The following is a 19,991-nucleotide window of genomic DNA, read 5'->3' on the forward strand; positions in this document are numbered from 1 at the left end:
GACGCCGCTGCCGGGGCTGCTGACGGCCCGTCAAGGAGGGCGGTGTACGGAGGGACCCCTGCTGCGGGGAAGGACGCCGTACCGGCTGCCCCGGGTTCCCGGAGCAGCCGGTAAGGATGTCGTGAAGAAATGATCAGCGGCCCGGAACGGGTGCGGAGGCGGTGGCGGGCGCGGCCCCGGCGGCGAGGGTGGCGGTGATCACCAGGGTGCCGTCCTCGCAGTGGAAGTCCAGCGGCGCCGCCAGCCGGCGCATCGCGGCGATCAGCCCGGTGTTGGCGGCCTGGGTCACCGCGTACGCCGCGCCGATCCCGGCCGCCCGGGCCAGCGCGGTCAGCCGCCGGAGCAGGGCCAGGCCGAGCCCCTGCCGCTGCCAGGTGTCCTCGACCAGCACGGCCAGCTCCGCCTCGTCCTCGTCCCACATCAGGTGCCCGAGGGCGATGACCCGCCCGTCCGGGGCCACCACCACCAGGCTGCGGCCGTGCCGGGGGTCCAGCAGGTGCTCCAGGTAGCGGTCGGCGTCGCGGACCGGCCCGTGGTAGCGCAGCCGCAGCGCGGCGGGGGAGCAGCGCTCGTGCATCGCCAGGGCCGCCGCCTTGTCGGCCGGGCCGGCCGGGCGCAGCAGCAGCTCGGTCCCGTCCGGCAGGGACAGCCGGGACACCTCTGCGGCCGGAGCGGCCGGAGCGGCCGGAGCGGCCGGGGCGGCGTGGCCGCGGGTCGGCCGGTGCGGGCCGCCGGGGTGCGCGGGCGGCCGGGTGGACTGGGCGTCGGGCGCCGCGCACCTGCGGTTCGACCTGCGGAAGGGCCGGTGCCAGAGCCGTTCGGGGCGGGTGCGGGGTGCCGTCATGGGTCCGACGCTACCGACGGCTCGCTTCCGGCCGGTTACGTGATCGTGAACGCACGAATGCCCGACCGCGCACGGGCGTCCCGCCGGGACGGATCCGGCACAGGTCCAGACCGGTGCCTCATGCGGTCGGGACGGCGGGCGGCCGACGGTGGAGTCCGTACCCGGCGCTCCTGGTGAGCAGGTCCGCCGGGGTCCGTACGTCCACGCACCGAAGGCTCTCCCATGCGCAACACCGACCTCGCCGCCACCGCCACCACCACCGCCACCGGCGGCACCCCCGCCAACCCCGCCACCCGCCTCCCGCACGCCCGCCGGGCACCCGTCGGCACCGCGCTGACCGGTCTGCTGGACCGGCAGGCCCGCACCCGCCCCGCGTCCCCGGCCGTCGTCGGCGAGCACGGCCGCCTCACCTTCCTGGAGCTGTCCGAACGCGCCCGCGGGCTGGCCGCGCGGCTGCGCGCGCTGGGCGCGGGCCCGGACGACTGCGTGGGCCTGTACGTCGAGCCCTCGGTGGAGCTGGTCGCCGGGGCCTGGGGCGTCCTGTACGCCGGGGCCGGCTACCTGCCGCTGTCGCCCGAGTACCCGGAGGACCGGCTCCGCTACATGATCGAGGACAGCGGCACCCGGATCGTCCTCACCCAGGAGCACCTGCGCGAGCGGCTGGCCGGGCTGCTGCCGGCCGGCACCGCGGTCCTCACCGTCGAGGAGGCGCCGTCGGCGCACGGGCAGCCGCCTGCGCACGAGCGGACGGAGGCGCACGGGCAGCCCGAGGAGTGGGCGCAGCCGGAGTCGACGGCCTACGTGATCTACACCTCCGGCAGCACCGGCCGCCCCAAGGGCGTGCAGATCGAGCACCGGGCGGTGGTCTCCCAGCTGCGCTGGCTGCACACCGCCGGGCACCTCGCCCCCGGGGTCACCGTGCTGCAGAAGACCCCGATGAGCTTCGACGCCGCCCAGTGGGAGATCCTCGCCCCGGCCGTCGGCGCCCGGGTGGTGGCCGGCACGCCCGGGCTGTACCGGGACCCGGAGGCGCTGGTCGCCGCCGTGCGCCGGTACGGCGTGACCGCCCTGCAGTGCGTGCCGACGCTGCTGCAGGCCCTGCTGGACACCGAGGGCTTCACCGACTGCACCGGCCTGACCGGCCTGTTCTCCGGCGGCGAGGCGCTCTCGCTGCGGCTGGCCCGCGACCTGGCCGCCGCCCTGCCCGGGGCCGCGCTGGTCAACCTGTACGGCCCGACCGAGTGCACCATCAACGCCACCGCCCACCTGGTCGACCCGGCCGCGCTGGGCGACGGCGCCGGCTCGGTGCCGATCGGCCGGCCGGTCGACAACACCCAGTGCTACGTCCTGGACGAACGGCTGGCCCCGGTCGGCCTCGGGGACGTCGGCGAGCTGTACATCGGCGGTGTCCAGCTGGCCCGCGGCTACCTGCACCGGCCGGAGCTGACCGCCGAGCGGTTCGTGCCCTCCCCGTTCGCCCCGGCCGAGAAGCTGTACCGCACCGGCGACCTGGTGCACTGGAACCCGGACGGCACCCTCCAGTTCGCCGGCCGGGTCGACAACCAGGTCAAGCTGCGCGGCTACCGGGTCGAGCTGGACGAGATCGCCCGGGCGATCGAGGAGCACACCTGGGTCCGCCGCTCGGCCGCGGTGGTCACCGCCGACGGGCGCACCGGCCACCAGAACCTGGTCGCCTGCGTCGAACTGAACCCGCGCGAGGCCGCCCTGATGGACCAGGGCAACCACGGCGGCCACCACCAGTCCAAGGCCAGCCGGCTCCAGGTCCGGGCCCAGCTGTCCGACCCCGGGGTGCGGGCCCCGGCCCAGCTGGCGGGCCGGGAGAAGGTGGAACTGCCCGGCCGGCGCGAGAGCGGGACCCAGCGGCGGGCCGTCTTCGCCCGCAAGACCTACCGCTTCTACGACGGCGGCCCGGTCACCCGGGACGACCTCACCGCGCTGCTCGCCCCCCGCCCGGCCGGCCCCTTCGGCCGCGAGCTCGGCCTGCTGAGCTTCCCCGAACTCGGCCGGATCCTGCGCTGGTTCGGCCAGTTCCACAGCGAGGAGCGGCTGCTGCCCAAGTACGCCTACGCCTCGCCCGGCGCGCTCTACGCGACCCAGCTGTACCTGGAGACCGGCGGCCTGGACGGGCTGGCCGCCGGGATGTACTACTACCACCCGGTCGAGCACACCCTGATCAGGGTCGGCGCCGCCGACGCCCGCCCGGAGCCGTACCTGACGCTGCACTTCTCCGGGCGGACCGCGGCGATCGAGCCGGTGTACAAGGACAACATCCGCGAGGTGCTGGAGTTCGAGACCGGGCACATGCTGGGCGTGCTGGAGGAGGTGCTGCCCGAGTACGGCCTGGAGGTGCGCCCGCAGGGCTTCGACCCGGCCGTCCGGCCGCGGCTGGACGTCGCCGAGGAGGACCACTACCTGGGCAGCTTCACCGTCGACCGCAACCGCGGCCTCGCCCCCGAGGAGCACACCGAGCTGTACGTCCAGGCCCACGGCGACCGGGTGGACGGCCTGCCGGCCGGCCTCTACCGTTACGCCGACGGCGAGTTGACCGGGGTCGCGGACGAGGTGGTGGAGTCCCGGCAGGTGATCGCGATCAACCAGGCCGTGTACGCCCGGGCCGCGTTCGGCATCACCGCGGTCAGCCGGGCCGCCGAGGACTGGCTGGAGTACGTCGCGCTCGGCACGAAGCTGCACCACCTCCAGCGCAACGGCCTGGGCCTGGGCTTCATGTCCTCCGGCTACAGCTCCAAGTCCGGCCACCCGCTGCCCGCTTCGCGCCGGATCGACGAGATCCTCGACGCGGCGGGCATCGCCACCGGCGCCTCGTACTTCTTCCTCGGCGGGAAGGTGAGCGAGGAGCAGATCGGCAGCGAGGGCATGCACGAGGACACCGTGCACATGAAGGGCCCGGCCGAGATCATCAAGGACGAACTCGCCACCCTGCTGCCCGACTACATGCTGCCCAACCGGGTGCTGATCGTCGACGCCCTGCCGCTCACCGCGAACGGCAAGGTCGACCTCAAGGCGCTGGCCGGCTCCGAGGCCGTCCGCGCGGACGGCGGGCGCGGCGAGTTCGTCGCCCCGCGCACCGCGCGGGAACGGTGGCTGGCCGAGGCCTGGGGGCAGGCGCTCGCGTACGAGGAGGTGTCGGTGACCGACGAGTTCTTCGCCGCCGGCGGCAACTCGCTGACCGCCGTGGCGCTGGTCAACCGGATCAACCGGGAGTTCGGGACCTCGCTGCCGCTCCAGGTGGTGTTCGAGTGCCCGAAGCTGGCGGACCTGGCGGCCCGGATCTCGGCCTCGGACGGTGCGCCGGCCTCACGGCTGGTCCCGCTGCAGCCGGGGGAGTCGGGGGAGTCGGGGGAGTCGGGGGCTTCGGGGCAGCAGGGCCGGCCGGTGTTCTGCTGGCCCGGGCTGGGCGGCTACCCGATGAACCTGCGGCTGCTCGGCCGGGAGGCGAGCGACGGTCGTGCCTTCTACGGCGTCCAGGCGCACGGCATCAACGAGGGCGAGACGCCGTACGCCACCATCCGGGAGACGGCCGCCGCCGACCTCGCCCAGCTGCGCCGGGTGCAGCCCGAGGGCCCGTACACCCTGTGGGGCTACTCCTTCGGCGCCCGGGTCGCCTTCGAGGCGGCCTGGCAGCTGGAGCAGGCCGGCGAGCGGGTGGAACAGCTGCTGCTGATCTGCCCGGGCAATCCGGAGGTCCGGCAGGCCGACGGCCGGGAGTACGGACGGGAGTCCTCGTACGCCAACCCGGCGTACGTGACCATCCTGTTCTCGGTGTTCGCCGGGGCGATCAGCGGGCCCGAGCTGGAGCGCTGCCTGGCCGGGACGGTCGACGAGTCCTCGTTCGTCGCCGGGGTGCACCGGATGCTGCCCGCGCTGGACGAGGAGGTGATCCGCCGGATCACCCGGATCGTCGGCGAGACCTACGAGTTCGAGTACAGCTTCCGCGAGCTGGCCGAGCGGCGGCTGGCGGCGCCGGTGACCGTCTTCAAGGCCTCGGGCGACGACTACTCCTTCATCGAGGGCAGCACCGGCTGGTCGGCCGCCCCGCCCACCGTGGTGGAGCTGGCCGGGGACCACTACGGGGTGCTCAAGGAGCACGGGGTGCTCGAACTCGCGGCCGCCATCCGGGCGGTGGAGCGGCCCACCCCGTGACGCCCGGGCGCTGACGCGGACACGCTCACGGATGGCCCAGGATCCGTGACCGCGGGAGCCCCTTCGGATAGGGATGGCTCGGCTTTCCGCCGAACCCGTCTCGATCCGAAGGGGCTCCCCCATGCTCGCGAAGAACTCCGCACTCGCCACGGCCTGTTGCGCCCTGCTGCTGGCCGTACCGCTCGCCCTCGCCGGGACGGCGGCCGCCGCCGCCGGCAGTGGCAGCAGCACCGGCAACAACAACACCAGCATCAACACCAGCAGCAACAACGGCCCGAAGACCCCCCAGGAGGCGGCCGCCTGCAAGAGCGTCACCGGTGCGCTGCTCGGCGGCTTCGGCGGCATGCTGGGCAACGCGGTGTGCGTGGTGCAGCCGGCCGACCGGGGCTGAGCGGCCCGCCGACCCGCCCAAGGAGCGGCGGGCGCCCGATCAGGCGCCCGCCGCCGCCACCAGCCGCTGCTCCAGCAGCTGCCACTGCGCCGCCATGTCGTGCACCAGGTAGAGCTCGCGGCTGCGGGTCCAGGCCTGGCCGGACCGCGGGTCGTACGTCCCCGGCATCGCCGTCCCGGTCGGGGCGCCCGCCGAGGCGATCCCGGCCAGCCGGGTGGTGAGCACGCAGCGCTTCACGTGGTCCCGGAAGCCGACCACCCCGGCGGTGCCGATCCCGCCGGGCAGGCCCTTGCGGGCGGCGGCGACCTGGGCGGCCACGCCGTAGGTGCTCAGGTAGGTGATCGTCCCGTCCGGGGCGACCACCGGTTCGATCGAGGTGACGTCGGTCAGCCCGTGGACGTCGGTCAGGAAGTGGGCGATCTCCCACTGGGCGTACACCGGCACCTTGCGGCGGCGGTGGATCCTGGCCACGGTGTCCGCCAACTCCCGGTTCACCGGGCCCGGTTCGTACCGCACCTTGGCCGGGTCCCCGCCGCCGGCCGGGGCGCGGTTGCCGAAGGCGTAGGCGAGCAGGAAGTCGACCTTCGCCGGCTCCACCGTCGGCGGCGCCCAGTCGAAGCAGACGTCCAGGATCCGCGGCACCTCGGCCTCGGCGGCCGCCCGGTCGCCCAGCGCGCCGGTCAGCGCCTTCACCATCTGCCGCCGCAGGCCCTCCTGACCGCCCGTCCCCTCGGCCTGCGCCTGCCCGGCCCCGGCCACCACCGGCACCACCGCACCCGCCGCCACCGCCGCGGCGAACCTCCGCCGATCCATGCTGCGCACCCGCTCCCTGTTCCGTCGTCCGGTCGGCCCATCCGACCGGGCGCGCGCGTCCGCCGGGCGGCTGGGCACGGAAGCCCCGGTGAACGTTGGCCGGACCCGGAAGGCGGGTGCGGGCCCTTCGCGTGCTGACGTATCATCCGGCGATCTGTTGAGCTGTTGTTTACGCGAATGAGATGACATGGCGGACATGGAGAACGAAGAGCCGACCGAGAGACCCACCGGTCTCCGGGCGATCTGGGCCAACACCCTGGAGCCGGTGGCCCCGCTGCCCTGGTACCGCACGGTGTCCCGCAAGGTCTGGATCGGCGGAGCCGTGGTCGTGGCCCTGTTCGCGGGGCTCACCGTCGCCGCCGTCACCGGCGCGGGCGCCCCGCCCTCGCACCGGATCGCCCTGGCGGACCGGATCGGCGACCAGGAGCGGTTGCCGGACACCGACGAGATCACGGCCGAGCGCTGGCGCCTGCACCAGAACCTCACCGCGCTGAGCCGTTACCGGGACGTCGAGGTGGCGGGCTACGGCCCCGTCGGATCGGGTCGCAGCACTCTCCGGGTGGTCGGGATGACCGGCGGCTTCGCGGACGCCCGGGAAGAGCTGGACCGGCAGTTCGGCGCGCACTGGGGCGCCCGGACGACCAGGGACAGCGAGCCGATCCGGAGCCGCCGGGACTACCCGGCCGGCCCGCTCGGCGGCGCGATGGACTGCGCCGTCGTGGGTGTCCCCGGCGAGGAGCGGACGATCTGCATCTGGGCGGACGGGACGACGGTCGGCGGGGTCGTCGACGAGTCGGGCACGACCAGCACGGACGACCTGGCCAAGCGCACCACGGAGGTTCGTACGGCCGTCGAGGTCGAGGCCTGAACCGGACTGCACCCGGGCCGTTCAGGCGATGCGGGTCGGGGTGTCCTCGACGGTGTGGCCGGTGGTGGTGAGCAGGGCGGTGAGGGCCGCCGGGTCCAGGGAGTGGGGGGTCCGGAGGAAGAGCTCGTCGGCCGTGGGGTGGCGGTGGAGCGAGAGCAGGGTGATCCGGTGGTCGGCGAGCGCGGCGGGGGTGTGGGCGAGGGCGGTGGTGCGGACCCGCCACAGCGTGGTCGGGGGCGGGCCGTGGGGGGACCACCAGGAGTGCAGCAGGGCGGTGGCGAGCAGGGCGACGGCCGAGCCGATCAGCAGGACCGGGCCGTCCGGGCCGTCGACCACGAGCTTGGCGATCAGGTCGGCCGCGGTGACGGAGAGGAAGACCGCGGCGAGCTCGACGGTGTCCCGGCGCCAGCGGGGGGCACGGGGGAAGGAAGGCTTCGAGTGCTCCATGCCCTCCACCGTGCCCGCTCGGTGTTTCCGGTCCGCGAACCGGCCGTGACCTGCTGGTTAAGGTCTGTCCGGGGGTGTTACGGCAGCAGCGTGCGGGCGGCGGCCCGGACCTCGTCGAGCAGCAGGCGCAGGTCCTCCTCGGTGGTCGCGGCGTTGAGCAGGCAGGCGCGGAGCATCTCGTGCCCGCCGAGCCGGGCGCCGGTGACGAAGACCCGGCCGCGCCGCTGGACGGCGACCGGCAGCTCGCGGTTGAGGGCGTCGCGGGCCGCCGCGTCCTGCCCGGGCGCCCGGTGGCGGAACGCCACGATGGACGTCTGCACCTCCGCGAGCAGCTCCAACTCATCGTCGGCCTCGACGAGTTCGCCGAGCCGACGGGCGAGCGCGGTGCACCGGGCGATGTCCCGGGCGAGGCCGGTGCGGCCGCGGTGGGCGATGGTGGCCCAGACCTTGAGGGCGCGGAACGGGCGGGTCTGCTCGGTGCCGTACTCGGAGAACCAGCCGAGCTCCCCGGCCGCCTCGTCGCGCAGGTAGGACGGGACGAGGCTGAACGTGCCGCGCAGTTCGTCGGTGTCCCGGACCAGGGCGCAGCCGCAGTCCACCGGGACGCCGAGCCACTTGTGCGGGTCGAGGGCGAGCGAGTCGGCGCGCTCCAGGCCGGCGTAGCGGTGGGCGATGGCGGGGTCGAGCCGGCCGAAGGCGCCGTACGCGCCGTCGACGTGCAGCCACAGGCCCTGCTCCTGGCAGAGGTCGGCGAGCGGGTCGAAGGCGTCCACCGCGCCGGTGCCGACGGTCCCGGCCGAGGCGACCACCAGGAAGGGCAGTAGTCCGGCGGCGCGGTCGCGTTCGACGGCGGCGCGCAGGTCGGCGGGGTCGAGCAGCCCGTCGGGGCCGGTGGCGACGGTGCGCAGGTGGCGGCTGCCGAGGCCGAGGAGCTCGGCGGCCTTGCGGACGCAGGAGTGGGTCTCGCCGGTGACGTAGCCGACCAGCGGCGGCAGCCCGGTCAGGCCCTCCTCGCGGATGTCGTGGCCGGCCCGGCGGGCGGCCCGGTTGCGGGCGGCGGCCAGGCAGACGATGGTCGCCGCCGAGGTGCCGGAGGTGAGCAGTCCGCCGCCGGCCGGGTGCGGGAAGCCGACCAGTTCGGCGATCCAGCGGACCACGGCGCGCTCCAGGTGGACGTCGGCGTGGTCGCCGCCGGCCGAGCTGGGGTTCATCGCGGCGGCGGCGAGGGTGGCGAGCACCCCGGCGGGGGCGGGTGCGGAGTTGACCCAGCCGAAGAAGCGCGGGTTGCCGTTGCCCATGGGGTGGGGGAGGACGTCCTGCCCGACGGCCTCGACGAGCTCGGCGAGCGGGCGGCCCTCGGCGGGCAGCGGGGCGTCGAGCAGGGCCTGCCGGGCGGTGTCGTCCATCGGCTGCCAGACCGGGCGGGCAGGCAGGTCGGCGAGGTAGTCGGCGACCAGGTCGGCGGCGGCGTGGGCGGCGCCGCGGAAGTCGTCGGAGGTCATGTGGGTGTGCTCCAGGGGCCGGGGGACCGGGGGAGGCGCGGCGTCCTCGGCGCACCGTGATCAGCAGATGCTACGGAACGGGCCCGCGCCGTGCGGCGCGGGCCCGGAGGGTGGGACGGGGACGATCAGTCGAGGGAGGCGGACAGCCCGCCCGCGGAGCGGCAGTAGCCCTGCATCTCCTTGTTGGTGATCTTCGCGCAGAGCCGCCCGGCCGCGCCGCCGTCGGTGTAGTTGACCGTGTAGTAGCTGACCAGCCCCTCCGCGCAGGCCTTGCGCTGCCAGCCGTCGGCGGCGGTGGCGCACTGCTGGGCGGCCCAGTCCTCGCGGTCCAGGTTGTACTTCATGGTCCGGGAGCCGACCCCGCGGCTGCAGTCCACCGCCCCGCCGCTGGCCTTGCCGTTGAGGCACCACTTGAGCGCGTCGGCGTAGACCTCGGGGTGGTTCGGGTAGTCGTGCGAGGACAGGTAGAAGGTCGGGGCGTAGAAGAAGCAGGCGGACTGGAACAGCGAGGGCTGGTCCTTGCACGGGTACAGCGGGTCCTGGGCGAGCTTGTCGGCGGGCAGGTTGGCCTTGGCCTGCTCGTCCTCCTCGTCCGGGCCGAAGAGCTGCATGAACAGGCCCTCGGAGCAGCGGATCCGGTTCTGGTCGCTGGTGAACTTGTTGCACAGGTCGCGGGCCTTGGCGACGTCCTGCTTGGCGACGAACATGGTGCCGTGGCCGACGCCGTGGATGCAGGGGCCGCTGTTCTTGGGGGCGCACAGCTTGAGCAGGTCCACCTCGGGCTGGGTGGAGGCGTTGAGCATCTCCTCGACCGCGCCGTGCAGGTAGCCGGCCGCGCAGGTCTCGTGCGGGAAGGAGATGACCTTCTGGAAGTCGGCGTTGAAGCGCTTGACCGCCGCGTGGCCGAGCTCGTGCGCGATCGGGTGGCAGAAGCGCACGGTGTACGGCTTCTCCTTGGTGATCCGGTCGAGGTCGGCGAGGGCGACACCGGGGTCGGTGGCGTCCATCTCGGCCATCATCTTGTTGCGCAGCGTCGAGCGGGTCCACACCGCCGGGTCGCCGGTCGGGGTGGCGCTCGCGGCGCCGGCCGTGACCGGCTGGGCGCCGGTGCCGGCGCCCGTGCCCGGACCGGCGACGGCCGGGGCGGCGGAGGCCGCGGCGGGCTTCCAGTCGGTGACGGCCACCGAGCCCAGGCCCAGGACGCCCAGGAGCACGGCGGTGAGAATCGCGAAGACTCGCGGCTGCATGACGGGATCCCCCGGCGGATCGAGGTGAACGGTTCGCTCCCATCCTGACGGCACCGGGAGCGCGATCCCGCGTTATCGCCCGCCATTCGGGAGGTGTCGGCGACGCTACCGCATCGCCGGGACGCCCCGGCGGGCCGGGACGGCTCCCGGCGCGCGGGGCCCGCGGCGGACCACCCGTACGGAGGGGTCCGCCGCGGGCCGGGCGTGCGTTCCGCCGTTCGGGCGGGGGGACGGTGCGTCAGAGCTCCAGCGTCACGCGGTACTCCGTCAGCCAGACGTCGAGGTCCAGCGCCAGGTCGACGCCCAGCCGCACCGACCCGGGGTCGGTGTCGGGGGCGAGCGCGTCGGCGAGCCGCCGCCGGTCCAGCAGCTCCAGTGCCGGGGAGGTCCGTTCGGCGGCGAGCCGGGCGAGGTCGGCGCGCAGCAGCTGCGGGTAGCGCGGGTCGGCGGTGATCGGGTACGCGCTCTTGACCCGGTCGGCGACCTCGGCGGGCAGCAGGTCCCGGACGGCGGCGCGCAGCAGGCTCTTCTGCTGCCCGTCGAAGGTCTTCATCGCCCACGGCGTGTTGAAGACGTACTGGACCAGCCGGTGGTCGCAGAACGGCACCCGCACCTCCAGCCCGCCGGCCCGGCTCATCCGCTCGTTGCGGTCGAGCAGCACACCGGAGAAGCGGGTGAGGTTGAGGTACGAGACCTCCCGCATCCGCCGTTCCACCGGGTCGGCCGCGGGCAGGTGCGGGACTTCGGCGAGCGCCTCCCGGTACTGGGTGCGGCGGTGGCCGGCCAGGTCGAGCTTGCGCACCAGGTCGGCGTCGAGCAGCTGCTCGCGCGGGGCGGAGCCCGGGCCGGCCAGGCCGCCGTCGAGCCGGGCGGCCCAGGGGAAGTCGTCGGCGGCGATCGCGGCCGGGTCGTGGAACCAGGGGTAGCCGCCGAACAGCTCGTCCGCGGCCTCGCCGGACAGGGCGACGGCGGCCCGCTCCCGGACGCGGCGGAAGAGCAGCAGCAGGGCGGCGTCCAGGTCGGCGAGCCCGCCCGGAAGGTCCCGGGCGCGCAGCACGGCGTGACTGCGGCGCAGCTCGGTGAGCTCGGCGGCGTCCAGCGCGATCACGTCGTGCTCGGCGCCGACGTGCCGGGCGAGCATCCGGGCGTACGGGCCGTCCGGTGTCGAGCGGGCCGGGTCGGGGTGGAGGTCCTCGTCCCGGCCGGTGAAGTCCACCGCGAGGGTGCGCAGCGGGCCGGCCCCCGCCCGGCGCAGGGCCGCCGCGGCGAGGGCGGTGAGGGCGCTGGAGTCCAGGCCGCCGGAGAGCAGTGAGCAGAGCGGCAGGTCCGAGTCGAGCTGGCGGTGGACGATGTCCTCCAGCAGGGCCCGGACGGTGGCGATCGTGGACTCCAGGGAGTCGACGTGCTCGCGCGCCTCCAGCCCCCAGTAGCGGCGCTCCGTGACGCCGCCGCGGCGCACCCGGACCAGGTGCCCGGGCCGGACCTCGTGGACGCCCCGGTACGGGGTGGTGCCGGGCGTGCGGGTGAGGGAGAGCAGTTCGCGCAGCCCGTCCAGGTCGACCACCGCGCGGACCGCGGGGTGGGCCAGCACCGCCCTGACCCCGGAGCCGAACACCACGCCGTCCGGGGTGGGGTGGTAGTGCAGCGGTTTGACGCCCAGCCGGTCGCGGACCAGCAGCAGCTCCTCGTGCCGGGAGTCCCAGATCGCGAAGGCGTACGCGCCGTTGAGCCGCTCGGCCAGGCCCTCGCCCCACTCCAGGTAGCCGAGCAGCACGACCTCGGCGGCGTCCCGGGTGCGGAAGCGGTGGCCGGCCGCCTCCAGTTCCGCGCGCAGTTCGCGCTGGTTGTGGACCTCGCCGGTGAGGGCGAGCACGGCCAGTGGGCGGCCGTCGTGCTCGACGGACAGCGGCCGCGCCCCGCCGTCGGTGCCGGCCGCGCCGGGGCGGCGGCGGCCGAGCGCGGCGTGCGGCTCCAGGTGGACGCCGCCGGCGTCCGGGCCGCGGCAGACCTGGGTGGCCGTCATGGCCTCGAGGACGTCGTGCTCGGCGGTGAGGTCGCGGTCGAAGGCGACCCATCCGGTGATCCCGCACATCAGCAAGCCCTCCGGTCTTCGGGTACGTGTGGCGGGGGTCACGCTACGGGCGCCCTCGGCGCGGCATCAAGAGCCTGTCCGGAAGGTGACGGCCAGGGGTCCGCGCGGTTACCCGGGCCGAAAGTCGCCGAGCCTGCCCGAATTCGGGCAAGATCTTTGGCTTCGGCACGCCGGGAGACCTAGAGTTCTCATTCGTGCCGAGCTCACCCCACCCTCACGAAGACCTCCTCGCCCACCTCTCCCGGACCAGCCCGCTCGGGCCCCGGGAAGCGGCGCGGGTCGTGGCGGAGGTGCTGGCGTACTTCTCCGAGACCACCGAGGAGTACGTCCGTCGCCGCCACGGCGAGCTGCAGGCACGCGGCCTCACCAACGAACGGATCTTCGCCCGGCTCGCCGAGGAGCTGCCCGCCCGCCGCGTCGCGGCGCCGGAGCTCTCGGCCCGTCAGCTGCGCCGGATCGTCTACGGCTGAGCCCCGGGTTCATTCGCTATTTACTGGAGGAGTCCACGCATGTGCGGAATCGTGGCCTACATCGGCCCCAAGGACGCGACCCCCTTCCTGCTGGAAGGACTGGCCCGGCTGGAGTACCGCGGCTACGACTCGGCCGGCGTCGCCGTCGCCGGGCGCACCGGCGGCATCAAGCTCCGCAAGGTGAAGGGCCGGGTCGCCGACCTCGCCGCCGCCGTGCCGGCCCGCTTCAAGGGCGGCACCGGAATCGGCCACACCCGCTGGGCCACCCACGGCGTGCCCAGCGACGCCAACGCGCACCCGCACCTGGACAACGCCGAGCGGATCGCCGTCGTGCACAACGGCATCATCGAGAACGCCGACGAGCTGCGCGTCAAGCTCGCCGCCGACGGCGCGGTCTTCCGCTCCGAGACCGACACCGAGGTGCTCTCCCACCTGATCGCCGCGCACACCGCCGAGGGCGTCGAGCTGGAGGACGCCGTCCGCGCCGCGCTCGGCCGGGTCGTCGGCACCTACGGCATCGCGGTGCTCGACGCCGAGCAGCCCGACCGCATCGTGGTCGCCCGCAACGGCAGCCCGATCGTGCTCGGCATCGGCGAGAAGGAGATGTTCGCCGCCTCCGACGTCTCCGCCCTGGTCCGCTACACCCGCCAGGTGGTGCACCTGGAGGACGGCGAGCTCGCCACCGTCCGCGCCGACGGCTTCCGCACCTTCACCGCGGACGCCCGCACCACCCACCGCCAGCCGTCCACCGTCGACTGGGAGATCGACTCCTTCGACACCGGCGGCTACGACCACTACCTGCTCAAGGAGATCCACGAGCAGCCCACCTCCGTCGAGCGCACCCTCAGCGGCCGGCTCGACGAGCGGTTCAGCACCGCCCACCTCGGCGGCCTCAACCTGGACGCCCGCGAACTGCGCGAGATCCGCCGGGTGAAGATCCTCGGCTGCGGATCCGCCTACTACGCGGGCGAGATGGGCGCCCAGCTGATCGAGGAGCTGTCCCGCATCCCCGCCCACAGCGAGCCCGCCTCGGAGTTCCGCTACCGCAACCCGGTGATCGAGGCCGACACCCTGTACGTCGCGGTCAGCCAGTCCGGCGAGACCTACGACACGCTGGCCGCCGTCCAGGAGATCAAGCGCAAGGGCGGCCGCGTCCTCGGCGTCGTGAACACCGTGGGCAGTGCGATCGCCCGCGAGTGCGACGGCGGCATCTACCTGCACGCCGGGCCCGAGGTGTCCGTCGCCTCCACCAAGGCCTTCACCTCCACCGTGGTCGCCTTCGCCCTGCTCGCCCTGCACTTCGGCCGGATCCACGACCTCTCGCCGGCCGACGGCCGCCGGATCGTCTCCGCCCTCCAGGCGCTGCCCGACCAGATCCGCGAGGTGCTCGACCAGTCCGACGCGATCGCGAAGCTGGCGGCCGAGTACGCCGACTCCGCCGGGATGATGTTCATCGGCCGGGTCCGCGGCTACCCGGTGGCCCGGGAGGGCGCGCAGAAGCTCAAGGAGATCTCCTACGTCCACGCCGAGGCCTACCCGGCGAGCGAGCTCAAGCACGGGCCGCTGGCCCTGATCAGCCCCGAGCTGCCGACCGTGGCCCTCGTCCCGGACGACGAGCTGCTCGACAAGAACCTCACCACCCTCGGCGAGATCAAGGCCCGCTCCGGCCGGGTCATCGCGGTCGCCCACCGCCGGCCCGAGGACAAGCTGGCCGACCACTGCATCCTGGTCCCCAAGAGCGAGCCGGAGCTGGACCCGCTGCTCCTCAACATCCCGCTCCAGCTGCTCGCCTACCACGCGGCGGTCGCCCTCGGCCGGGACGTGGACAAGCCGCGGAACCTGGCGAAGAGCGTGACGGTGGAGTAGCCGTCAGGCGTTCGACGCCCGGGCCCCGGTCGCTGTGCGGACGACCGGGGCCCGGCCGCCGTCAGGCCCGGTTCGCGCGTGCCGTCCGGACGTGCTGCCAGATCAGGGCGGCCAGGGTCAGCACGGCGGCGGCGTGCAGCAGCCACCAGCCGGCCCCGAAGGTCAGCGTGAGGTTCGCCTGCACCGCGGGCGGCAGGGTGTGGAAGACGTCGGCGTCCTGGGCGCGCAGGGTGACGTCGACGATGCCGAGCACAGCCGGGAGCGGCAGGGCGCAGAGGTAGCCGAACCTGCGCAGCGGCCCCCACGGGCGGTACGGCAGGACGGCCGCGCAGACCAGGGCGAGTACGGCGGGCACCAGCCACGGCCAGGGCATGAACAGGAAGCCCCGGCCCGTGCCGGGGAAGTCGTCGAGCCCGAGCGCGGAGTGCAGCGGGAAGCCCGACCCGGACGCGTGGTTGATGGCGGCGACCGTCTGCGGGGTCATGTTCCCGCCGGCCGCGATGCTGACGGTGCCGCCGGTGAGCAGCATCGACACGCCGTACACGGCCAGCAGCCCGGTCGGCACCAGGACGGACGCGAGCAGGCGCTCCCGCCGGCCGGTCGCCGGGGGCCGGACCGGTTCCCCCGGCCGGACCGGGAGGGTCGGCGGGGTGACCGGCGGGGTGACCGGCTGGGTGGCGAGCGCGGTCGGCGGGTGCGCGGGCCGGGCCGGCGGCACCGGCCGGTGCGGTTGCCGGGGCCGCTGCCCGGCGAGCAGGGCGGCCGCCTGCGCCCCGGTGAGGCGGGCGTTCGGGTCCTTCGCCAGCAGGCCGTCGATCAGCGGGGCCAGCGGGCCGGCCAGGGTCATCGGCGGCGGCTGTTCGAACAGCACCGCGGTGAGCGTCGCGACCGGGGTGTCCCGGCGGAACGGCAGTCGGCCCTCGGCGGCCTGGTAGAGCGTGGCGCCGAGCGAGAACAGGTCGCCCGCCGGGGCCGCGGGGCTGCCGTGGGCGCGCTCGGGGGCGAGGTAGTCGACCGAGCCGATGAAGGCGCCCGAGGCGGTGAGGGCGGTCTGGTCCTGCTGCACGGCGATCCCGAAGTCGGCGAGCAGCACGCCGCCGTCGTCGGCCAGCATGATGTTCGCCGGCTTCACGTCGCGGTGCACGATCCCCGCCCGGTGCGCGGCGTCGAGCGCGGCGAGGACGGCCTCGGCGACCGTCACCGTGTCGGCGGTCGGGAGCGGGCCCTCCCCGGCGATCCGCTCCTCCAGGGACCGGCCGACGATCAGCTGCATCACCGTCCACGGGGCGCCGTCGTCGACCACCACGTCGTGGACGCCGACGACGTTCGGGTGGTCGCGCAGCCGGGCCGCGTGCCGGGCCTCCCGCTGGGCGCGCAGCAGGCGCTCGGAGTGTTCCTCGGGCGAGGCGGCGGGCGGCAGTCGGACCTCCTTGACGGCCACGTCCACGCCGAGCACCTCGTCGTGGGCCTGCCAGACGCTGCCGAAACCGCCCGCCCCGAGCCGCCGCGCCAGCCGGTACCGGCCGCCGACCAGCCGCCCCGCCGAGGTCACGGCCGTACCGCCGTCCCCGCTGTCCGCCACCGTCGGTTCCCCCGTTCCTCGGCCTGCACGTCCGCCACAGTCTGGCAGAGCCCGTACGGCCGACGGCGGGGGAGGGCGGGTGACGGGGGAGGGCGGCGGCGGTGCGGAGTCGGTGGGGCTTCGGGATGCCGACGGGTTGTCATGACTGAAACACCGTCGGGCTGGGCATAACGACGTGGACCCACCGAAGGGCCCGGCTGACGCTCCCCCACGAGCGCAACCGGGCCCCGGGCCGGCGATCGGGCCTGGGCGTGACTCCCCCCACGGAGTGGCGACCAGGCCCGCAGCGTGTTCAACCAGCGATACGCAGAGTACATGTCATATCCACGTAGCGCTACCGAGTTCCGCGCTTCCGTTCCGGGCCCCGAGCGGGCCCCGGGGGCGGGGGTCAGTTCGCGCGGCCGGCCCGGGCGTAGGCCGCCAGGACCGAGAGGTAGCGCCGCCGGACGTCGTCGCGGTCGGCGGCCTCCGGGACCGACTCCCGGTTCAGGCGTTCGATCATCTCCGCCTGCTGGAGCAGGACCCGGCGCTGCTGTTCGGTCCGGGTCTCCGCCATGATCTCGGCCAGCGCGTCCAGCTGGCGGATCAGGACGGCGGGCATGCCGGGGGCGGCCTGGCGGATCTTCTCGAACGACCGCTGGACCAGCCGCTCGTAGCTCACCGGGACGGTCATCACCCGGACGTACCCGGCCTCGTCGCGGTGGACGGGGTTCGGGTCCCAGCGGGCGGCGATCCGGCACAGGCCCTCGCCCAGCCAGTCGATGCAGGTCAGGGTGGTGAAGGTGTCGTTGACCGCGGTGGACAGGGCCCGGATGGCGATCTCCACCAGCTGGTCGACGGCGAAGGCGATGTCCTGGGCGAGGGTGCGGGTCGACCCGACGACGTGGGCGCGGGCGAAGCTGCGGGCCACCTCGGGCGCGGCCCCCGGCGGCCAGACGGTGGCCAGCGGGTGGCCCTGGACGAGGAAGTGCCCCGGCCGGTGGTCCAGCCGGATGACGGCGTCGAGCTCCGCGGCCATCCGGACGAGCGTGCGGTGCCGGACGAACTGGAGGTAGCCGCTGGCGGGGGCCGGGACCGTCGCCCCCGAGGTGTCCAGCCGGACGTTCAGCTCCGCGGCCGTCGGCCCCGCGCCGCCCCCGGCAGGCCGGTCCGGCCCGCCCGCGCCCGCCTCGATCGCCTCCGACAGCTCCGCCGCGATGCTCGCGATCACCCGGGGCAACTGGATGGAGGTGGCGATGTGGTGGATGAAGAAGATCAGTACGGCGAGGTCGAGCATGACCAGCACCATGCACACGGTGATGGACAGGTGGGGGACGAAGTCGCCCCTCGGGCCGGGCCCGATGACGACCAGCGAGAGGATCGCGAAGACGAACGTCCCGACGAAGGTGCCCAGGGTCATCTGGGTGGTGCGGTCCCGGATGAAGGTGCGCAGCATGCGCGGCCCGAACTGGGTGGAGGCCAGCGTGAGCGTCACGATCATGATCGAGAACACCACGCCGACCACGGTGATCAGCGCCGCCGCGATCGCCGCCAGGACCTGCCGCGCCGAGTCCGCCGTCCCGCTGATCACCCAGGACGGCAGCCCCAGCGTCCCGTCGTACGCCCCCCGGTCCAGCGCGACCGTGACCGCGAACAGGGCCGCGGCGAACCCGACCTCCAGGATCGGGACGACCCACAGATTGGTCCGCAGCGCCTCGCGCCGCCACTGCGCCTCCAGGTGGACACCGCGGATCACCTCGCCCACCTCCGTACGCCCGGCCCGCCGGCACACCCCCTCGATCACCCAATCTAGGGTCCCGGCGGCCTCCCGGCTCGGCGTCCGCCCAGCCCGTACGGCTTGACCTTGACACGGTGACAAGCCCTTCACTGGTCTCCAGGAGGTGGTCCCGATGACGACGTCGACCGAGGACGAGAACACGATGCGGGTGTGGAAGGGGCTGGCGCACGACGACCCGTCGGTGCGGCTGCGGGCCGCGCTGGCCGTCGGGACGAACCCGGACCCGGGGTTCGTCGACGGGCTGGTCGAGCGGTGCGCCGTCGAGCCCGACTTCCCGGTGCGGGAGATGCTCACCTGGGCGCTCACCCGCCACCGGGCGGCGGTGACCGTCCCGCCGCTGCTCGACGAGGTCCGCTCGGAGCGTGCCCAGGCACGGAGCCAGGCGCTGCACACCCTGTCCAAGATCGGGGACCGGCGGGCCTGGCCGGCCGTCACCCCGGCGCTGCTGTCCGACCCCGACGAGGAGGTGGCCCGCAGCGCCTGGCGGGCCGCGGTCGTGCTGGCGCCCGAGGACGAGCGGCCCGCCCTGGCCGTAGGGTTGGCGGCGCAGCTCGGGCGCGGCGGCCGGGAGACGCAGCTGAGCCTCAGTCGGGCGCTGGTCGCGCTCGGGGAGGCGGCGGCCCCGGTCCTGACCGCCGCGACGACGGACCCCGACCCCCGGGTGCGCGCCCACGCGCTCGCCACGGAGGCGCTGCGCCGCGACCCGGACGCCGGCTTCGAGTCGGCGATCGAGGAGGCGAAGCGGATCGCCGTCCTCGGGACCGAACGGGACGGGTAGCGGGGGATGTCGATCGGTGGCGGACGGTGTGGACGGTTTGGACGGTGTGGGCGGTGCTGATCGGTGAAGTCGCCCGGCGGTCCGGGGTCAGTGCCCGGATGCTCAGGCACTACGAGTCGCTCGGCCTGGTGCGGCCCTCGGGCCGTACCGGCTCCGGCTACCGGGAGTACTCCGACGCGGACATCCGGCGGATCTTCCACATCGAGAGCCTGCGCTCGCTCGGCCTGTCGCTGCACGACGTCGGGCGGGCGCTCGACGACCCGGGCTTCGCGCCCTCGGGGCTGGTCGACGACCTCGTCGCCCGCACGCTGGAGCGCATCGCGGCGGAGAGCGAGCTGCTGACGCGGCTGCGCCGGATCGGTGCGGCGGAGCCCGGCGGCTGGGAGGACGTCCTGCGGACCGTGGCGCTCCTGCGCGGGCTGGAGTCGGGGAGCGCGGGGGCGCGGCAGCGCGCGGCCCTGGCGGCGGTCGAGGAGGCCCCCGTCCCCCTGGAGGCACTGGCCGAGGCGGTGCTGGCCGAGTCGGACCCGAACGCCGCCGGGGCCCTGCGGTGGGCCTTGGCACGGGCCGGCGAGGCGGCGGTGGCCCTGCTGGCGCCGGGCCTCGGCTCGCCCTCGGCCGAGGTGCGGGAACGCGCCGTCCGGTCCCTCGCCGAGATCCCGGACGAGGCGGCGACCGCACTGCTGCGGGACGCCCTGGCCGGCCCCGATCCGGTGGTCCGCGGGTACGCGGCCCTGGCGCTCGGGGCCAGGCGGGTGGCCGATGCCGTCCCGACGCTCATCGACATGATCGTCGAGGAGCGGAACGACGCCGACGCGGCCGACGCGCTGGCCGCGCTGGCGAACGGCGGCGCCGGGGGCGGTGCTGCCGGTGTCGGTGCTGCCGTTGATCCCGTCCTGGCGGACCGGATCGCCGGGCGGCTCGTCGAGCGGCTGGCCCGGGACGGGGTGGACGAGCCCGCCCGGCGGCGGCTGACCCAGGCGCTCGCGGACATCCCGGGGAGCACGGCGACGCGCGCGCTCGCCGGGCTGGCGCGGGACGGTGACCGGGTGGTCGCGCTCACGGCGGCGTACGTGCTCACGCTGCGCGGCGCGCGGTAGCGGGCTCCCGCGCGCCGCGCAGTGGCTGTGGG

The 19,991-nt window shown here is 74.7% G+C and carries 15 protein-coding genes; 7 read left to right on the forward strand and 8 right to left on the reverse strand.

Annotation, left to right across the window (positions count from 1 at the left end; all coding sequences use genetic code 11):
* Positions 1-133: 133 nt before the first annotated feature.
* Complete coding sequence (locus ACFC1T_RS10120) at positions 134-844, reverse strand: GNAT family N-acetyltransferase (protein ID WP_375885981.1); 711 nt, start codon at positions 842-844, stop codon at positions 134-136.
* Between the two features lie 222 nt (positions 845-1,066).
* Here ACFC1T_RS10120 and ACFC1T_RS10125 point away from each other — a divergent pair, with 222 nt between their 5' ends.
* Complete coding sequence (locus ACFC1T_RS10125; protein ID WP_375885984.1) at positions 1,067-5,026, forward strand: amino acid adenylation domain-containing protein; 3,960 nt, start codon at positions 1,067-1,069, stop codon at positions 5,024-5,026.
* 121 nt (positions 5,027-5,147) lie between these two features.
* Entirely contained in the window at positions 5,148-5,417 is a 270-nt protein-coding gene (locus ACFC1T_RS10130; protein WP_375885986.1) for a hypothetical protein, read from the forward strand.
* Between the two features lie 39 nt (positions 5,418-5,456).
* Here ACFC1T_RS10130 and ACFC1T_RS10135 read toward each other — a convergent pair whose 3' ends face one another.
* Positions 5,457-6,230 (reverse strand): hypothetical protein, encoded by a 774-nt coding sequence (locus tag ACFC1T_RS10135; RefSeq protein ID WP_375885987.1) that lies wholly within the window; start codon positions 6,228-6,230, stop codon positions 5,457-5,459.
* A gap of 196 nt (positions 6,231-6,426) precedes the next feature.
* Between ACFC1T_RS10135 and ACFC1T_RS10140 the strand changes: the two genes are divergently transcribed.
* Complete coding sequence (locus ACFC1T_RS10140) at positions 6,427-7,098, forward strand: hypothetical protein (RefSeq protein ID WP_375885988.1); 672 nt, start codon at positions 6,427-6,429, stop codon at positions 7,096-7,098.
* 21 nt (positions 7,099-7,119) lie between these two features.
* Here the strand turns inward: ACFC1T_RS10140 and ACFC1T_RS10145 are convergent, their stop codons facing one another.
* The 4 genes from ACFC1T_RS10145 to asnB form a co-directional block, all read right to left on the reverse strand.
* On the reverse strand, positions 7,120-7,545 hold the full coding sequence (locus tag ACFC1T_RS10145) for a hypothetical protein (RefSeq protein WP_375885990.1): 426 nt from the start codon (positions 7,543-7,545) through the stop codon (positions 7,120-7,122).
* A gap of 77 nt (positions 7,546-7,622) precedes the next feature.
* Positions 7,623-9,047 carry a pyridoxal phosphate-dependent decarboxylase family protein gene (locus ACFC1T_RS10150; RefSeq protein ID WP_375885992.1) on the reverse strand — a complete coding sequence of 475 codons (1,425 nt, stop codon included), beginning with the start codon at positions 9,045-9,047 and terminating at the stop codon, positions 7,623-7,625.
* Positions 9,048-9,172: 125 nt separating this feature from the next.
* A complete protein-coding gene (locus ACFC1T_RS10155) occupies positions 9,173-10,294 on the reverse strand; it encodes a hypothetical protein (protein ID WP_375885994.1) in 1,122 nt (373 codons plus the stop codon).
* A gap of 238 nt (positions 10,295-10,532) precedes the next feature.
* Positions 10,533-12,386: an asparagine synthase (glutamine-hydrolyzing) gene (gene asnB / locus ACFC1T_RS10160; protein ID WP_375885995.1), complete on the reverse strand. Its 1,854-nt coding sequence runs from the start codon at positions 12,384-12,386 to the stop codon at positions 10,533-10,535.
* 194 nt (positions 12,387-12,580) lie between these two features.
* On the opposite strand from asnB, the gene ACFC1T_RS10165 reads away from it, so the two are divergent.
* Together ACFC1T_RS10165 and glmS are read left to right on the forward strand one after the other, a co-directional pair.
* The gene (locus tag ACFC1T_RS10165; protein ID WP_360237016.1) at positions 12,581-12,856 is read left to right on the forward strand and encodes a hypothetical protein; all 276 of its coding nucleotides are present in this window, start codon (positions 12,581-12,583) and stop codon (positions 12,854-12,856) included.
* A gap of 39 nt (positions 12,857-12,895) precedes the next feature.
* On the forward strand, positions 12,896-14,722 hold the full coding sequence (glmS, locus tag ACFC1T_RS10170; RefSeq protein ID WP_375885997.1) for a glutamine--fructose-6-phosphate transaminase (isomerizing): 1,827 nt from the start codon (positions 12,896-12,898) through the stop codon (positions 14,720-14,722).
* Between the two features lie 61 nt (positions 14,723-14,783).
* Here glmS and ACFC1T_RS10175 read toward each other — a convergent pair whose 3' ends face one another.
* Positions 14,784-16,304 (reverse strand): serine/threonine-protein kinase, encoded by a 1,521-nt coding sequence (locus ACFC1T_RS10175; protein WP_375886000.1) that lies wholly within the window; start codon positions 16,302-16,304, stop codon positions 14,784-14,786.
* A 388-nt stretch (positions 16,305-16,692) separates the two neighbouring features.
* On the reverse strand, positions 16,693-18,087 hold the full coding sequence (locus tag ACFC1T_RS10180) for a DUF2254 domain-containing protein (RefSeq protein WP_375886002.1): 1,395 nt from the start codon (positions 18,085-18,087) through the stop codon (positions 16,693-16,695).
* Positions 18,088-18,193: 106 nt separating this feature from the next.
* Here ACFC1T_RS10180 and ACFC1T_RS10185 point away from each other — a divergent pair, with 106 nt between their 5' ends.
* Together ACFC1T_RS10185 and ACFC1T_RS10190 are read left to right on the forward strand one after the other, a co-directional pair.
* Positions 18,194-18,859: a HEAT repeat domain-containing protein gene (locus ACFC1T_RS10185; RefSeq protein WP_375886004.1), complete on the forward strand. Its 666-nt coding sequence runs from the start codon at positions 18,194-18,196 to the stop codon at positions 18,857-18,859.
* Positions 18,860-18,912: 53 nt separating this feature from the next.
* Positions 18,913-19,959 carry a HEAT repeat domain-containing protein gene (locus ACFC1T_RS10190; RefSeq protein ID WP_375886007.1) on the forward strand — a complete coding sequence of 349 codons (1,047 nt, stop codon included), beginning with the start codon at positions 18,913-18,915 and terminating at the stop codon, positions 19,957-19,959.
* Positions 19,960-19,991 lie beyond the last annotated feature (32 nt).

Origin of the sequence: Kitasatospora sp. NPDC056076, assembly GCF_042266305.1 — a bacterium.
In the GTDB taxonomy this organism is placed as follows: Bacteria; Actinomycetota; Actinomycetes; order Streptomycetales; family Streptomycetaceae; genus Kitasatospora.

Excerpts from the sequence above, each read along its gene's own strand:
- ACFC1T_RS10135 (WP_375885987.1), bottom strand. The coding sequence starts at position 6,230 with ATGGATCGGCGGAGGTTCGCCGCGGCGGTGGCGGCGGGTGCGGTGGTG.
- ACFC1T_RS10145 (WP_375885990.1), bottom strand. The coding sequence starts at position 7,545 with ATGGAGCACTCGAAGCCTTCCTTCCCCCGTGCCCCCCGCTGGCGCCGG.
- ACFC1T_RS10150 (WP_375885992.1), bottom strand. The coding sequence starts at position 9,047 with ATGACCTCCGACGACTTCCGCGGCGCCGCCCACGCCGCCGCCGACCTG.
- ACFC1T_RS10155 (WP_375885994.1), bottom strand. The coding sequence starts at position 10,294 with ATGCAGCCGCGAGTCTTCGCGATTCTCACCGCCGTGCTCCTGGGCGTC.
- ACFC1T_RS10185 (WP_375886004.1), top strand. The coding sequence starts at position 18,194 with ATGACGACGTCGACCGAGGACGAGAACACGATGCGGGTGTGGAAGGGG.
- ACFC1T_RS10140 (WP_375885988.1), top strand. The coding sequence starts at position 6,427 with ATGGAGAACGAAGAGCCGACCGAGAGACCCACCGGTCTCCGGGCGATC.
- ACFC1T_RS10125 (WP_375885984.1), top strand. The coding sequence starts at position 1,067 with ATGCGCAACACCGACCTCGCCGCCACCGCCACCACCACCGCCACCGGC.
- glmS (WP_375885997.1), top strand. The coding sequence starts at position 12,896 with ATGTGCGGAATCGTGGCCTACATCGGCCCCAAGGACGCGACCCCCTTC.
- ACFC1T_RS10130 (WP_375885986.1), top strand. The coding sequence starts at position 5,148 with ATGCTCGCGAAGAACTCCGCACTCGCCACGGCCTGTTGCGCCCTGCTG.
- ACFC1T_RS10120 (WP_375885981.1), bottom strand. The coding sequence starts at position 844 with ATGACGGCACCCCGCACCCGCCCCGAACGGCTCTGGCACCGGCCCTTC.
- asnB (WP_375885995.1), bottom strand. The coding sequence starts at position 12,386 with ATGTGCGGGATCACCGGATGGGTCGCCTTCGACCGCGACCTCACCGCC.